Below are 14,772 nucleotides of genomic sequence, written 5' to 3' on the forward strand. Positions count from 1 at the left end.
AACCACTACCAAGGACGGGCAATGCCGCCAACTCGACTGCTGGGGCCTGCTCGATCGTATTGAGTTGCTCCCGGCTCGCCCACTGATCGGTCGTGCCGCAAGGCACCTGTCAGGCCTCCTTGAACCGCCGCTCCGACCGGTCGTGTTCGTCTTGTTCCGCTGGGGCCTGCCGGCGGTCCAGGTCCGAAGCCGCTGCTTCGTAGGCTGCCCGTGCTTCGGGTTGACTGTCGCTGGTGATGAGTTCCCGCACGCTTCTGGCGAGGTCACCAAGCTCTGCGCTCCGGTCGCGGCGCTCGCCTCCCATCATCCTCATCGGCCAGCTTCCTTCGGTGCGGGAAAGTGCTGCACCTTCCGCACTCCGCTCCTTAATTCCATGCCATAGGAGTGCGAGTGCTGATCTGTCGCAGCCAGTGCGTGATCGTCGTCCGGGTGATGTAGATCGAATGCCTTGGCGATGCGGCCGTAGCGTCCGAGAATGTAGAGCCGGTAGTGGACCATCAGGGTATCCCGGCGGCCGAGCCTCTCCCGCCGCTGCCCGGAAAGTGGGCGCTGGTGGTTAACGACATCTTAAAGAACCGGGGCGATGATCGATGCCGTCAGGTCGATCCGAACTGACCCTAATGCTGGGTGAATTTCCGTTTGTTGCGAATGGCTTGGTAGGCCAGTAGGCGTGACGTAGTGGTTAATCGAAGTCAGGACCCGAGTATGTGCCACGTGCTGGTGATCGAAGACGAGCCCATGATTGCCGAGATCATCTGCGACTTCCTCAGGGATGAAGGAGCCACGAGCTTCGACGTTGCGGAGACGGCGGACGATGCGATCCGGATGGCCGCCGCACATCAACCGAAGGTCATCACGTCCGATATCCGATTGGCGAAGGGGCGCGGTCCCGATGCGGTCAACGTCATTCGCGCCAGGCATGGAGAACTGCCCACCATCTTCATTACCGGCACACCGGACGAGTGTGGTCCGTGTAAATACGCGGTCGCCGTGCTGGCCAAGCCCTTCTCGCCTCTGATGCTGGCAGACGCCTTCTCAAAGGCGCTGGCTGCCGCATAGTCGCCCCACGGCAGCGAGCAACGCCTCTCGACCTACCCTTTTGTTGAGGAAGACGTCGGCGCCCGCCTTGTAGCAAGCATCCTCATCGTCGATCGTGTTGAGAACGGAGAGCGCCAGCACCGGAATATGATTGGTGTCGTGTCTGGCCTTCAGGGTCCGGATGACCTCGCGACCGTCAAGATGTGGAAGGCGGATATCCGCGATGATGACATCCGGCCGAACCTTCGCCGCCTCCACGTAGGCCACGCGCTCGTCCGTCACGGTATGTACCGTGTGTCCGCCGAGCTGCAGCCAGATCGTGTAGAGCTTTCGGTGCAGAGGCTCGTCCTCGATCAGCATCACCCGCTTCGACATGTGCTTCCTGCCCCGTCCGCTCATGAGTCCGTGCAGTTCGCCAGGCGCCCGTCGTGACGGGGACTTGCTACACTGATGCCGCCGGATAGCAATGCACCCTCAACGGCTTGCGGCATCTTGCCCCCACCCCTCAGCCCGCCGAGGCGACGTTGCGCTATGGAGCTTGCCCCCGAGCTACCTCGTGATAGGCTGCGCTCAACCAGCGGGACGCCTCACCTATGCATCGTGGCCATTCTCTCCTCTTCCTCGCTGCTACCTCGCTAGCAGCCCCTATGTCCGCCCGCCCCGCCACGCCGCAGGAGCCCCAGGCCATTCCAGTCCAAGAGGCTCAGGTGGAACTCGCCGGCTATGCGGACTGCGTGGTTTCCAGGAAGAGTTTCAGAAAGCCTGTCGCAGCGTTCCTGCGCACCGTGCCTGGCAGTCCCAGCTATTTTCCCACGGCCCTGAAAGCCGCTGACATGACCTGTCTCAACGCAGCAGCCATGCGGCGCCGTGCATCCAAGCTCGAGATGAAGATACAGCCCGACACCTTCAGGGACGCACTGTACCCCGCGCTTTACCGCCGGGACTTTGGAAAGCTGGGGCCGCCAACGGGCCTCGTGGACCTTCAGCCCCTCAGCCTTGCCGCCGAGTTCGAGGGCGGTAGTGCGTCACTCCCGGCCGAATACAAGCCTGGACGGGCGTTTGGAGACTGCGTAGCCCGGAAGGCGCCTCAGGACGTCCACGCGCTGCTCATGGCCGAGCCTTACTCAGGGGCGGAGACGGCAGCTGTTGAGAAGCTGAAGCCGGCGCTGGGTTACTGTCTGTCGAACGGTCAGACCGTGAAGCTGAGCCGAGGGGCGTTAAGGGGCTTTACGGGCGAGGCGATGTACAAGCTGGCGGTGGCGGCTCAGCCGGTGGCAGCCAAAAAGGCAGGCTGACTGGGATTGTCCGTCATCGGTCCTTGAGGTGCACGTCGCTTAAGTGGGGCGACTGTGGGCGGCAGCATGATAGGGCACGATGATGACCACGATGCACAGCCACTCACCTCTGTTGACCCGCTACCGTTGGAAAACGACACTGTGGATACTGCTTGCTGCGTGGAGTTGGTCGGCGGCTTCGCAGGCGCAGGACGTTGCGCCGCTCGCCCCCACGCCGGTTCCCGAAGTCGTTCCCCCGCCGCCAATGCCCCAACCGGTAGCGCTGCCGCAGCTATCGACCGGACAGCTGATCCAGTTGGCCAGTCTGGTCGGCAAGGACGCTGTGGCACAGGGGTTGAGCGATACGCCCCCTGCCGTCCCAACGGACAATGACGGGCTGGTTCGTGCAGCGTTGGACCACGCCAAGGCCGTTCATTCCGGGCGACTGGCGGAGGCCGACTTTCAGCGCGACTGGGCGATGCGACCCACTGCCTATGATCCCCTGCCGGCTTTTCGAAATGCCGTCGCCAGCGATCGGCTGGCTGCCTGGATCGCATCGTTGCCGCCGCCCTACGCCGGGTACGACACGCTGGTCGCGGGGCTTGCCCGCTACCGCGCGATTGCGGCGGCCGACGGCTGGACAATGATGACTCCGGGGCCGGAACTTGCCTTCGGAATGACCGGCGCCCGCGTGACGGCGCTGCGCCGACGGCTTGCCGTGGAGGATCTGCAGGTTACGGGCTCGGGCGATCGCTTCGATGCCAGCTTACTCGAGGCAGTGCGACGCGCCCAGCGTCGGTACGGGCTGAACCCCAGCGGTAAGGTCGGTGCACAGACGCTGGCCGCGCTCAATGTACCGGTCGACGCTCGCATCCGGCAGATCAAGGCGAACATGGAGCGGTGGCGTTGGTTGCCACCCGAGTTGGCGAAGAACCGCGTGCAGGTCAATATCGCCGCCGCGGTGTTGACGCTGTTCGACGGCGACGCGCCGGTCCTGTCGATGAAGGCGGTGACCGGGAGACCCGGTGACGAGACGCCGATGATATCCTCGCAGATCCACAGTATCGTTCTCAATCCACCGTGGAACGTGCCATCCGGGATTGCCAACCGTGAACTCTGGCCGAAGGAAAAGGCGAGCCCCGGCTATCTCGTCCGCAACGGCTTCCGCATCATCGAAGCTCCGGACGGGACCAAGCGGCTGCAACAATCCTCCGAGCGTAGTGCTTTGGGCAAGTTCAAGTTCGACTTTGCCAACGCGTTCTCGGTCTACCTTCACGACACACCCGCACAATCGGGGTTCGCGCGATTCGATCGGCTCGCGAGCCACGGTTGCGTCCGCCTGGAGAAGCCGGCCGTACTCGCCAAGGCGTTGATGAGCAGCACGCCAGAATGGACGCCCGACGCAATCGACAAGGCTGTCGCGACCGGCAAGACCGTTCGCGCCAAGGTGGCCGATCCGGTGGCCGTTTATCTGCTATACTGGACGGCGTTCGCCAACCCGGCGGGGCAGGTCAGCTTCCGCAGTGATCCTTATACTTGGGATGGAACACTGGCCACGAAGATAGAGGCACGGTCCGCGCGTCAGGCGCTCGCCGCCCGCTGAAAGAGGAAGAACGATGATACGGAAAGCACCCCTGGCATTGGCGGCAATGCTGTTGACCATCGGTCTCGCGGCATGTTCGAGCTCGAGCGAAGAGCCCGCGCCAACCGAAACCAATCAGGTCGAGGCACTCGATCCGCGCGAACCCGCGGCCACTCCTTCACCCGAACCCTCCCCCACTCCGTCGGCCACACCCGACACCAACCTTACGGCAGAAGCTCCGCCTGAAGCTGCCCCCCGACCGGACGAGCAGATGCTGGACGATGCGTCCGCCACCGGCATGACTGCAAGGGCCTCTCGCGAAGAGGCTCCTGCGACGGAGGACACGCCCGTCGAGCAGACCGAAACGAAATAGCGTTTCTAATTATCAGCGGCCAGCTTCAGTAGTTATGACGCAGATTCTGAGATGCCTACCCATCGATATAGTGCGGGACGAAGCGTGCCAGGTTCCGCGTGACGAGCGCATCGTCCTCGCGGATGCCGATACCGGCAGGCTCGTCGCCAACAATCCACGCGCCGACAACCGCATGACGGTCATCGAACAACGGCGCAGGGTGGAAGGCTTGACGAACGAAGCCTTCCGCGCCGTACCCTTCATCGGTTTCCGTGACCGCGGCATCGGCACGGACCACCTCTACGTTGGCACCTTCGCGTGAGAACAATGGCTTGCGGACGTAATCGGCGCCCAATGCGGCGGCCGCGGGATCGCCGTCGAAAAACGCTGGCAACAGATTGGGGTGGCCGGGGTGCCGTGCCCAGAGGAGAGGCAAGATGCCCTTATTGGACAGGATCGCCTTCCACGGTGGCTCGATCCATTGCACGCCCGCTGAGGCGAGGTTCGCAGCATAGGGCTCGCGGAACATGATCTCCCACGGGTAGAGCTTGAACGCCGCCTGTAATTCCAAATCGTCTGCATCTACGAAGCGGCCGGCTGCGTTCAGACCGATCGCCTGCATCTCGACGAACTTCGGCTCGATGCCCGCCTGCGTCGCAAGATCCTCGAAGAAGCGTACCGTCTGACGATCCTCGAGCTCGGCGGCATCGGCCGCGAAGTGCACGAAGCCGCCTTGCGGAAAGATTGCCGCAAAGCGCGCCCGAAGCTTGTCGAACACGCTGTTGAACTGATCCGTCCCGGCTGGGAGGTCGCCGCTGGAGATAAGCTCTTCCAGCCACAGCCACTGGAACGTCGCACATTCGAACACCGAGGTGGGCGTGTCCGCGTTATACTCGTAGAGCTTGGCCGGACCCTTGCCATCATAGGCAAGGTCAAACCGGCCATAAAGCGATGGCTGACGCGTACGCCAGCTTTGCGCCACCAGGTCGTGCTGGGCCGCCGGAATCGCGAGCCGCGTCAGCAGCGTCGCATCTCGGGTCGCTGCATCGACGAGATCGAGGCACATGCCGTGCAGTTCGGCTGCGACCGGCTCGATGTCCTCCTCGATCTCGCGCAACGAGAAGGCGTAGGCCGCGCTCTCGTCCCAATAGGCAACGCCCTCATGGTCCTTGTAGACGAAGCCTATGGCATCGGCTTTGGCCCGCCAGTCGGCGCGAGGATCGAGGGTGACGCGGCGCACCTGTCAGTTGTCGCGCGATGTATCGTCACGCTGCTCGATCTGCAGCGTCGGCTTGGGTGCGCTGAGTCGCGCCAGGACATCGTCGGCGGAGGATTGGCCGGGGAGAATGCCGGCGAGCCGCAGTTTCTCGTCGAGATCGGCACCAGTCCGTCGATCCTCAAGCTCACCGGCAGCGCGGATCGTCTCGCCCCGGATGGCCTGCCGTTCACGGATGCGGGCGAGACTTTGCGCGGCGGATCCGATCGACGATCCCGCGGCGCTCGACGCGACGGTGGCCTGTGCCCGTTGCACGGACTCGTTGACCTTGACCACTTCGACTTCGCGCCGCAGCTGCTCGATCTTGCGGTCCGTCGCGGCAACGGCCTTGTGGATACTGTCCTCGGCTGCGCGCATCTCGGCAACCTGCGGCGCCTTCATTGCGATGTCCTGCTCGAGATCGGCTACGCGTTGCGCCACCTGGCGGGCGAGATCCATGTCGCCCTTCTCCATCGCTATCCGCGCCGAGCTTTCATACTTCGCCGCCTGAGAACGGAAGCTCTCGACCTCGGTTTCGAGGATGCGGCGGCGTGCGACCAGGCCGGCAAGATCGTCACGCGCCTTGCCCTGCGCCTTGTCGGCGTCGCGGATTTCCTGATCGAGGATGCGGAGCGCGTTGGCGTCGACCACCGCGGTTGCCGCTTCGTTCGCCCCGGCGCGGCCGAGCGTGAACAGCTTGCTCCAAATAGCCATATCTGTACTTCTCCGAGAAAGGGGTCAGGCCGCGTTGGCAAAGCTGGTGCGCAGATCGGTTGCCGCCTCGATCGCATTCTCCGCCAGCGCACGAAGTTCGATGATGATCGTGTGTGGCGACGAGGTCGTCGCGAGTTCGCCGAACAATTCGTAGAAGTCGCGACCATCCACGGTGGCAATGCCGAAGTTCGACAGGGGCACGAGCTTCTGCGCCTTCAGCAGGAACTCGTTGAACGCCGCGCGATCAGGCTGCTCGTCGCACGGCCATAGCAGTACCGAGGCGGCGATCTGCTCCGCGCTTACGTTCACATACGCTTCGAGATCACCGTGGTTGTGCATCGTCACCAGCAAAACCGGATCGGCGCCCTCCACGATACGCAGGCCGAACTCGCCCCCCTGCACAGGCTCGCTCAGGTCGAGAGCCGCCTTCAGTGTGCGAACGGTCCAGGCGATGTCGGTCATGCGCGTCTTCTCCCGTGATGCGGGTTCCTACATAGGGTTTCGTGCAACACGCGCTAGCGGCTGTCGCCACGCTGTTCTAAGCGGGGTCGAGCATTCAGCGGGGCCTTCCTATGTTCGACCGCCTGTTCGGGCGCAAATCGGCCAACGATGCGCCGGGCCTGCCCGCCATTCGCAACGTGACGATCGGGCGTACGGTGGTGCTGGATCCTCTGGCGTGGCGGCGGTTCGGCGGCGCTCTGCTCTTTCCGTTCGATTCCGACACGTTGCAGATTGTCGCGCAGGGCGTGGTCGCGCTTGACGAAGGCGGCTTCATTCACCGGTTCTATACGGACGACGACGTCATGTTCCAGGCGGTGAGCAACGATCGCGCCGGGCAGGATATCACCGACGTGACGATCTTCGCGCCGTGGCAGAGCCGCTACCCCGGCAGGGCGTCCGAGCGGCCGGCGTGGCGTGAGCGGCTGACCGCCCGCAGCTTCACCGACGACGGTCTGCCGGAGTATCGTCGCGCATGGTTCGGCGACGAGGCCGAACGGCAGGAGCCTGTCTCCTTCTGGGAAGACGTGCATGACGACCGCGATGGCATCGTCGATCGGCGCATCTTCCAGACGTGCATGCTCTACGCCCGCACGGTCGAGGGTGACGGCCGCGAGTTGCTGCTGGCGATCGATCAGGAAAACGAAGCAGGCGAGGTTTCGTTCGAGATCATGCTAGGCATGGCGCTGGAGCTCGGCGAGTTTCGCGCATGAAGGAAGAAGCATGAACGACGGGTATAGTTTCGGGGACAGCGCGATCGCGTTTCTCGTCGCATTCATCGCGGCGGGACTGTTTACGATTGCCTTCAAGCTGATCTATCAGGCGGCTACACCGTACAACGAACGCAATCTGATCCGGGACGGGAACGTCGCAGCGGCGATTACGCTGGGCGCTGCGCTGCTGGGGTATATCCTGCCGCTCGCGTCCGCGCTCGAACATACCGTCAGCCTGCTGGAATTCGCGATCTGGGCACTTCTGGCAGGGTTCATCCAGATCGTGACCTTCACGATCGTCCGCCTCGCTGTGATGAGGGATTTCAGTGATCGGATCGTTCGCGGCGAACTGGCCGCAGCGATCTACATGGCCAGCATTTCGCTGGGCGTGGGCCTGCTCAATGCCGCCTGCATGAGTTCGTGAGGATCGACCGATGAAGCGTTCCCAGTCCATCGTTCTCACGACGCTGATGGCCGGCACCGGCCTGTCGCTGACCGCCTGTGACGGCCCTGCCGATACCCCGGTCGACGCGCGCAGCTATACGAGTGTCGCCGAATGCCGCACCGCCGGTGCCATCCCGGCCGACCAGTGCGAAACGGCGTTCGCGCAGGCTCAGAAAGCCAACGAACAAAACGCACCGCGCTTCGACAGCAAGCAGACGTGCGAAGAGCAGTTCGGCCCCGCGCAGTGCGCGCCGCGTAACAACGGCAGCTTCTTCACGCCGTTGCTGACGGGCTTTATCGTCGGGCAGATGCTCAACGGGGGCAGCGGTTACCGCGGCGCGCCGATGTACCGTGATCGTGACGGCAATTATTTCGGGGGTGGCGGCACCCGGATCAGCCGCGATTATGTCAGTGGGCGCACACAAGTGGGCTCATCGGCATTCAATCCGGCCGCGCGTGCGCCTACCCGCGTGCAGTCGCGCAGTTCGGTGATCTCGCGCGGCGGATTTGGCGGCGGCTTCGGTCGGGGTGGCTTCGGCGGCTAAGGGTTAGGCTCAGGACGGTGCTGTTTGTCTAACGCGAACTGCTCTCCGCCGGATGCATCTCGGGCTTTGAGGATCGCCGGCTAGTCGGCGAGCACCTGCCACTCCGCAAGCGCTGCGGAGCGTCGCTCCCGGTAAGTCTGCCGGCCGGTGAGATGGCGTTCCAGGCTGAAGTGGTTGTGGATGTTGGCGTGCACGGATGCGAACTTCCGCAGCGTCTTCATCTGCCGGAAGCGCAGCATGGCCAGCTCTCTTCGTCGGAACGGCAGGTGTGAGTTCTCCACCCGGTTATTGGCCCAGCGGCCCACCTCCTGCTTCTCAGCATTGCCAAGCTCGTTCATGGCTGCGCGGTAGGACCGCAGGCCGTCGGTGGCGATCGCCTCTGGTGAGCCGTGGCGCTTCAGCGCCTTCTTCATAAAGGTGAGCGCTGCCGCCTTGTCCCGGCTCTTGGTGACGTAGCGCTCCAGCACCTCGCCCTCATGATCGACGGCTCGCCAGAGGTAAACCATCTCGCCATTCAGCTTCACGTACATCTCGTCCCGGTGTCAGCGCTAATGACGGAAGCCACGCATTTGGCTGACCCGCTTCCTGCGCACCTCGCTGCGAACAGCGGCCCGAACCTGTTCCATCACAGCCGCCGTCTCGTGGCAGATGTCGATTCCCCGCTCGAACAGCAGGTCCTTTACGCTGCATAGCGACCGCGGGAAGCGGACGTACATCAGCACCACCAGCCGGATCACCTCGGGCGAAGAGTTGAAGTAGCGGAATGGGTTGTCAGGCTTGCGAGGGCGGGGCATGCAGCGCCCCTACCCTGCCCAGATTACCGGCTGGTACATTAGAACTGACAGGGCCATCAGGGGTTAGTGCGTTTGGTTTGACAGCACCGTTGTGGAGGATACACCGTTTGCACTGGCCTTGATCGTACAGACGACGCCAGTGTGCAGGTCCTTTGCGGGCGACGCCACCAGCGCGATGGCGTTGTTGCTTTCGTACAATGCACGCGGCGAGGTGCACTCTGCCGACACCGGCGTGTGGACACCGATCGAACTGTTGAACACCAGAAAGACGTCCGCCTCGTCTGGGGCGGTTCGGTGGAGTTCGGCCGCAAAGGTGCTGTCAGTCTAACGCGAACCGCTCTCCACCAGATGCACCTCGGGCTTTGAGGCTAGTCGCCTAGCTAGCGAGCACCTGCCACTCCGCAAGCGCTGCGGAGCGCCGTTCCCGGTAGGTCTGTCGGTCGGTGAGATGGCGCTCCAGGCTGAAGTGGTTGTGGACGTTGGCGTGCACGGAAGCGAATTTCTGCAGGGTCTTCATCTGCCTGAACCGGAGCATCGCCCGCTCTCGTCGTCGGAACGGCAGGTGAGAGTTCTCCACCCGGTTGTTGGCCCAGCGGCCCACCTCCTGCTTCTCGGCGTTGCCGAGGTCGTTCATCGCTGCACGATAGGAGCGCAGACCGTCGGTGGTGATCGCCTCTGGTGAGCCGTGGCGCTTCAGCGCCTTCTTCATGAAGGTGAGCGCCGCTGCCTTGTCGCGCGTCTTGGTGACGTAGCTCTCCAGCACCTCGCCCTCGTGATCGACGGCTCGCCAGAGGTAGACCATCTCGCCGTTCAGCTTCACGTACATCTCGTCCAGATGCCAGCGCCAGTGACGGAAGCCGCGCATGTGACTTACCCTCTTCCTCCGCACCTCGCCGGCAAACAGCGGCCCGAACCTGTTCCACCACAGCCGCACGGTTTCGTGGCAGATGTCGATCCCGCGCTCGAACAGCAAGTCCTCCACATTGCGCAGGCTAAGCGGAAAGCGGACGTACATCAGCACCACCAGCCGGATCACCTCAGGCGAGGAGTTAAAGTAGCGGAACGGACTGGCTGGCTTGCGCGGGCGGGGCATGCGCCCCGGCCTACCGTGACCTGATTACCAGTCGGTGCATTAGCTCTGACATAGCCGGGCATCGCCATCAGGCATCTATCGTGCGAGTGTCTGCAGATAGCTGATGTAGACGGACCTTCCTGCACACTGGCCCTTGCACGGGTTGATGAACGTCAACCGCCTGCAATAATCGAATCCAGGTGTTGGGACGCCAATGTTCGACAAACGCCCCACTTAGGCAAACTACTGTCGCGGGCAGCGGCGCAGGACACGTCGTCAATCGACTTCAACGTAGCTCGCTCATCCACGGCATCCTTGCGGAGCCTGAATTAGATCGACGCTCACATCAACGGGTCCTCATCCCTAGAAGGATTATCTCGACGTCGTGGCCCATTTCGGGACAGAGGTGAACGATCTGTAGATTAAGATGGTCGAGCGCTGAGATCCTCTGTATTGTCCAACCTTTGGGGGAGAATCATATGTCGAAGCTTATCAACAAAATGCTGCTCGCCGCTGTTGCGGTGGTTGCCGCTCCAAGCAGTGCCTATGCCGCAGATGCCTTCACCAGCTTCAACGGCACCCAAGGGGCCGGTGGCTTCTTCTATGGCGAGACCTCGAACCCTAACGTCGGCTTCCAGGGCTTCACGGCCAACACGAACTGCTTCATCAGCGGTTCCACCTGTCTCCAGCGCGCCGCGAACGGCGACGTCCCCGGCTTCACGAAGTCGACCACGCCGTCGTTCCAGTACGGCACCGTCAATGTACCGGCTGATCGCCTGTTGATTCATCCGGCTCAGGACGGTTCTATTCTGACTTCACTGTATCGTACGCCGACCGCCGGCAGCTACAACATCCGCGGCACGTACACGATCCAGGACATCAATCCGACCGGTGTGAACGTCGGCTTCGTGGCCGCCCCGGGTGGCGCGGTGTCGAACACGGCGCTGGGCCAGATCGGCGCTGGCAACACCTCGGGCTCGTTCTTCACAACGTTGTTCCTGAATGCCGGCGACTTGGTCGGCTTCACGTTTGACAATGCCAGTAACTACTCCAACGATTCGGTTGGGTTTAACTTTACCGTCGTGTCATCGGTTCCTGAGCCGGCCAACTGGGCGATGATGATCGCCGGTGTCGGCATCGCCGGCGGCGCTCTCCGTCGTCGTCGCTCGGTGAAGACGACCGTCAGCTTCGCCTAACAGGCTTCACCCTCCCGGGTGATAAGGAGCCGCTGATCGCATCGGGTGATCGGCGGCTTTTCTGTGCTTGCGGTCGGGCCGGCCGCACGGCGCAAAGTGTTGCACAAGGTATACACGGGGTGCTGTGCGTCCGACGATACGAAGCGCTCAACCAACCGGGCCTCACCGACGATGTACTCTCGCCGAGGTGAAGATCGGCCCAACTGCTTGTCGCAATGTCGCGCGACCGAGCAGAGAATCCCGCTGGCCTATGCGGTGGGTCCCAGTTGTCACCCATGCCGTAACGGAAGGGCCAAGCATCAGGCCCTGAAAAGGACTCAACTGGTCGAGCTAGTACTAAAAGACCAGTGTCAGAAGCCTGGACCTAAGATAGGCACCTGGTCAGCGCCTGCCCTGACGGCTCGGTGCCAAGGGGAAAACTTATGAAGACGGTCAAGATGCTCGCGCTTGCCGGTGCCTGTGCGGTTGCGATGGCTGCTCCCGCGACAGCCGATACGATCACCTACGATCTTACGGGCAGCTTTACCGGCGTCAACGGCGGTCCGTTCCGGGACGTCAGCGCGGTTTTCACGGGTATCGGTAACACCGACGACGCGTTCTCCTTTGGAGACAACGTCACTGTCGTTCCGCTGTCGTCCTTCACTGCCCTTGCTGGTGGACTGACCTACACCTTCACAACTTCAATCAGCTACTTCGTCAATCGCCAGTTCAACCTCTCGGGCTTCGTCAGCAGCGACATCGAGCGCGGCTTTATCCGGTTCAACAGCACGTCCGGCGCGGGTTTCGCGAATTATGATGGCACTTCGAACCTAGCTCCGACGGCGCTGGACTTTTACACCGACGGAGCCACCTCCGCTTTCGTGACCGATCGCGGCGACGTGCTTGTCACCAGCGCCTCGAACCTCGTGCTCACGGCTTCGACCGCCGGCGCAGTTCCTGAGCCGGCCACTTGGGCCATGATGATCGGTGGTATGGGCGTAGTTGGTGGCGCGATGCGCCGTCGTCGCTCGGTCAGCACCAAGGTCAGCTTCGCCTGATCAGTTTCCCGAAGAGGGGATGAGGAGCCGCTAGCCGAAAGGCTGGCCGCTTCGCTGTCTGCAGGATCCGTCGACTTCTTCAGTCGATGCCTTCGATCGCCATACGGATGTCGTCGGTCGGCGTCCTGTCTGTCGGTAAGGCCGCGCGGGCGTGACGTTGCCGCAGTTCGCTTGGCGAGGATCCGAAAGCCTTGCGAAAACTGCGCAGCAGCGCGGCCTGATCGCGGAAGCCATAGCGCGCGGCCAGCTCGACCAACGTGCTCGTATTGAGCGGATTGCTCATGGCGCGGTGGGCGGCACGCAGGCGGCGCATCCGATCATAGGCCAGAAGGCCGCCCTCTCGCTCGAATAGCCGATACACGACCGACCGTGAGATACCGAGCGCTGCTGTGATGCCGGCAACCGACAAGGTTCCAGGCGGCTGCGCCGCGACATAGGCTTTGGCCGAGGCCAGCAACGATGTGTGATCGATGCGCCCGCTGGCCCCTGCGCGTACCATGGCAGCAGCAGCAAGATCGCGCAGGATCGTCGCATAGAGCGGTGCGCTGCTTGCAGCCGCGGCGGGGAAGAAGCGGATCATCTCCATCGCGATGTCGCGCAGCAAGGTTAGTTCGGGAACCGAAGCGAGTGGGCCCTGAAAGGCAACCGGGCCGACGGCTTCCTCTAGAAAATCGCGCGAGAAGTACAGGATCAAACAACGCATACGGTCGGAGGTCGCGGTGCTAGGCTGCCCATAATCGCGCAGGAAGGCGACGGGCGCTTCGAGTTGCATCGTCTTTCCTTCTGTCTCGAAGGCGATGCCGCCTTCAAGAAGCAGAACCAGTTGCAGGTAGTCGGACTCGACCGCGTTGACGAGCGCGCGATCCCTGACCGCGATAAATGGATCGACCTCGGTCAGCGTGATCTGCAAGCCACCGAGATTCCAGAGGTCGCCGCGCGCAAGGAACGGTCCCGGCACACGCTGATGTAATCGAGCACCACGCGAGTGTGCGGCCCAATAGGCGAACTGCTCGGCCTCGGGCACGTTAGATGTGTCCATCGCAATCATCGGGATCGTACCGCGAGTGTCGCTGTGCATTGCAGATCCACAGAAGTTTGCCCTTGGCAGGCTCTGTCTTGCAGGAGGCGCGCTCGCGCAAGCCGGTGTTTTCAGATTGCAGCTACGATGGCGAGCCCCGGCTTCGAGCGGCCTGAATAAGGTCAGCATGCACAGAATCCCAGCCGGCTAGGCCCGGCGTCCCAAATGGCTGCATTGCCCCCCGAAACCGACCTTCTACGGAATGGCCCCTGTTGCGAAACTGCGCCGGTTGGATATTCGCACTGAGCGCACTGGTTGGGGCGTTCATCGAATTAACGCGGCGAGAACAAGATCATTGGTGTCGGATTTGACCGGTAATCGCTGCGCAGGTCGATAGAAGTACAGTGACGTTTGTCCGGTGACTGGCGCCGACCGGGGGGGGGGGGGACCGGATGACGGTCGGCTCGCCAGACTGAGTTCTCTCGCGGGGGCGGGAGATCCTCTAAGCCGTTTCTCCCGCGGGGGCGGGAGCAAGGGGAAGCCGCTGGTCGGAAGACCGGCGGCTTTTTCACGTCAGCCGAAGGCCATTCGACCGCCGCTAATCGCGACCCTTGCTTCGATCGTGCATGATATTTCGCCGCACGCCGAGCAGGTTCTCGCGACCTTCTACGGATTTCGAGCGGTTGAGCGATGCTGCCGGCTTTGCGATGGGCGCGCGCCACAACCACAGTTCACGAAGCAGAGCATCTTTTGCCGGTGTTAGCCTACGAGGCTGGCAAGCTAAGGCGACGGTGGCGCTAAGAATACGGAAATCAAGGTTTTTTTGCTTGGGCGATCCTGACGCGCCATCAGTATGGACCCAGATGAATAGGCAACCGTTGGCAGACGTCACGATTGGAAGGTCCACCAATGCGCTATGTCAATCTCATCCTGATCGCCGCGCTGGCAGGTGCCACGCCGGCGATCGCACAGCACGGCAAAGTGCCCGATCAGGATCCTGTGCGAGTGAAGTACGCGGACAGCCGTCAATATCGTAACGAGCCGAGGGGCAACGCGGCGAAGCGGATGACGCGTTGCAAGATCGTTGTCCGTAAGGGGCAGGATAAGCGCGTCTGCGGTGTGCCGACGAACCGTAGCCCCGGCGATGGCAGAAACAGGTAGGTGCCACACGGACGCCTTGTGGAAATACTAACCGCTATCCACGGCTCAAGAGTTCGCATGCGTCCGAAACACTGGCTCC

The 14,772-nt window shown here is 62.6% G+C and carries 16 protein-coding genes and 1 pseudogene; 9 read left to right on the forward strand and 8 right to left on the reverse strand.

Annotated features, from left to right (window positions below):
* Positions 1-109: 109 nt before the first annotated feature.
* A complete protein-coding gene (locus ILT43_RS14690) occupies positions 110-313 on the reverse strand; it encodes a hypothetical protein (protein ID WP_204199732.1) in 204 nt (67 codons plus the stop codon).
* Positions 314-705: 392 nt separating this feature from the next.
* Between ILT43_RS14690 and ILT43_RS14695 the strand changes: the two genes are divergently transcribed.
* Entirely contained in the window at positions 706-1,059 is a 354-nt protein-coding gene (locus ILT43_RS14695; RefSeq protein WP_204199733.1) for a response regulator, read from the forward strand.
* Here ILT43_RS14695 and ILT43_RS14700 read toward each other — a convergent pair.
* Positions 1,036-1,413 (reverse strand): response regulator, encoded by a 378-nt coding sequence (locus ILT43_RS14700; protein WP_204199734.1) that lies wholly within the window; start codon positions 1,411-1,413, stop codon positions 1,036-1,038. The genes ILT43_RS14695 and ILT43_RS14700 overlap by 24 nt on opposite strands.
* Positions 1,414-1,745: 332 nt before the next feature.
* On the opposite strand from ILT43_RS14700, the gene ILT43_RS14705 reads away from it, so the two are divergent.
* A complete protein-coding gene (locus ILT43_RS14705; protein ID WP_204199735.1) occupies positions 1,746-2,333 on the forward strand; it encodes a hypothetical protein in 588 nt (195 codons plus the stop codon).
* A 79-nt stretch (positions 2,334-2,412) separates the two neighbouring features.
* A complete protein-coding gene (locus ILT43_RS14710; protein WP_204199736.1) occupies positions 2,413-3,915 on the forward strand; it encodes a L,D-transpeptidase family protein in 1,503 nt (500 codons plus the stop codon).
* Between the two features lie 407 nt (positions 3,916-4,322).
* Here ILT43_RS14710 and ILT43_RS14715 read toward each other — a convergent pair whose 3' ends face one another.
* From ILT43_RS14715 to ILT43_RS14725, 3 genes are read right to left on the reverse strand one after another with little or no spacing between them, the layout of a single operon-like run.
* Complete coding sequence (locus ILT43_RS14715) at positions 4,323-5,486, reverse strand: glutathionylspermidine synthase family protein (RefSeq protein WP_204199737.1); 1,164 nt, start codon at positions 5,484-5,486, stop codon at positions 4,323-4,325.
* 3 nt (positions 5,487-5,489) lie between these two features.
* Entirely contained in the window at positions 5,490-6,215 is a 726-nt protein-coding gene (locus ILT43_RS14720) for a PspA/IM30 family protein (protein ID WP_204199738.1), read from the reverse strand.
* 24 nt (positions 6,216-6,239) lie between these two features.
* Positions 6,240-6,677, reverse strand: a complete 438-nt coding sequence (locus ILT43_RS14725) for a YjfI family protein (protein ID WP_204199739.1) — start codon at positions 6,675-6,677, stop codon at positions 6,240-6,242.
* 110 nt (positions 6,678-6,787) lie between these two features.
* Between ILT43_RS14725 and ILT43_RS14730 the strand changes: the two genes are divergently transcribed.
* From ILT43_RS14730 to ILT43_RS14740, 3 genes are read left to right on the forward strand one after another with little or no spacing between them, the layout of a single operon-like run.
* Positions 6,788-7,426 carry a DUF2491 family protein gene (locus ILT43_RS14730; protein ID WP_204199740.1) on the forward strand — a complete coding sequence of 213 codons (639 nt, stop codon included), beginning with the start codon at positions 6,788-6,790 and terminating at the stop codon, positions 7,424-7,426.
* A 10-nt stretch (positions 7,427-7,436) separates the two neighbouring features.
* On the forward strand, positions 7,437-7,850 hold the full coding sequence (locus ILT43_RS14735; protein ID WP_204199741.1) for a DUF350 domain-containing protein: 414 nt from the start codon (positions 7,437-7,439) through the stop codon (positions 7,848-7,850).
* A gap of 10 nt (positions 7,851-7,860) precedes the next feature.
* A complete protein-coding gene (locus ILT43_RS14740) occupies positions 7,861-8,415 on the forward strand; it encodes a DUF1190 domain-containing protein (RefSeq protein WP_204199742.1) in 555 nt (184 codons plus the stop codon).
* An 80-nt stretch (positions 8,416-8,495) separates the two neighbouring features.
* On the opposite strand, the pseudogene ILT43_RS19910 reads toward ILT43_RS14740, so the two are convergent.
* A pseudogene (locus tag ILT43_RS19910) lies at positions 8,496-9,209 on the reverse strand (IS6 family transposase).
* Positions 9,210-9,585: 376 nt separating this feature from the next.
* Positions 9,586-10,302 carry an IS6 family transposase gene (locus tag ILT43_RS14755; protein WP_204199745.1) on the reverse strand — a complete coding sequence of 239 codons (717 nt, stop codon included), beginning with the start codon at positions 10,300-10,302 and terminating at the stop codon, positions 9,586-9,588.
* Between the two features lie 458 nt (positions 10,303-10,760).
* Here ILT43_RS14755 and ILT43_RS14760 point away from each other — a divergent pair, with 458 nt between their 5' ends.
* Positions 10,761-11,477: a PEPxxWA-CTERM sorting domain-containing protein gene (locus tag ILT43_RS14760; protein ID WP_204199746.1), complete on the forward strand. Its 717-nt coding sequence runs from the start codon at positions 10,761-10,763 to the stop codon at positions 11,475-11,477.
* Positions 11,478-11,899: 422 nt separating this feature from the next.
* Entirely contained in the window at positions 11,900-12,514 is a 615-nt protein-coding gene (locus ILT43_RS14765) for a PEPxxWA-CTERM sorting domain-containing protein (protein WP_204199747.1), read from the forward strand.
* 79 nt (positions 12,515-12,593) lie between these two features.
* Here the strand turns inward: ILT43_RS14765 and ILT43_RS14770 are convergent, their stop codons facing one another.
* On the reverse strand, positions 12,594-13,562 hold the full coding sequence (locus ILT43_RS14770) for a helix-turn-helix transcriptional regulator (protein WP_204199748.1): 969 nt from the start codon (positions 13,560-13,562) through the stop codon (positions 12,594-12,596).
* An 879-nt stretch (positions 13,563-14,441) separates the two neighbouring features.
* On the opposite strand from ILT43_RS14770, the gene ILT43_RS14775 reads away from it, so the two are divergent.
* Positions 14,442-14,693 (forward strand): hypothetical protein, encoded by a 252-nt coding sequence (locus tag ILT43_RS14775; RefSeq protein WP_204199749.1) that lies wholly within the window; start codon positions 14,442-14,444, stop codon positions 14,691-14,693.
* Positions 14,694-14,772 lie beyond the last annotated feature (79 nt).

Source organism: Sphingomonas longa, assembly GCF_016892685.1.
GTDB classification, from domain to species: domain Bacteria; phylum Pseudomonadota; class Alphaproteobacteria; order Sphingomonadales; family Sphingomonadaceae; genus Sphingomonas; species Sphingomonas longa.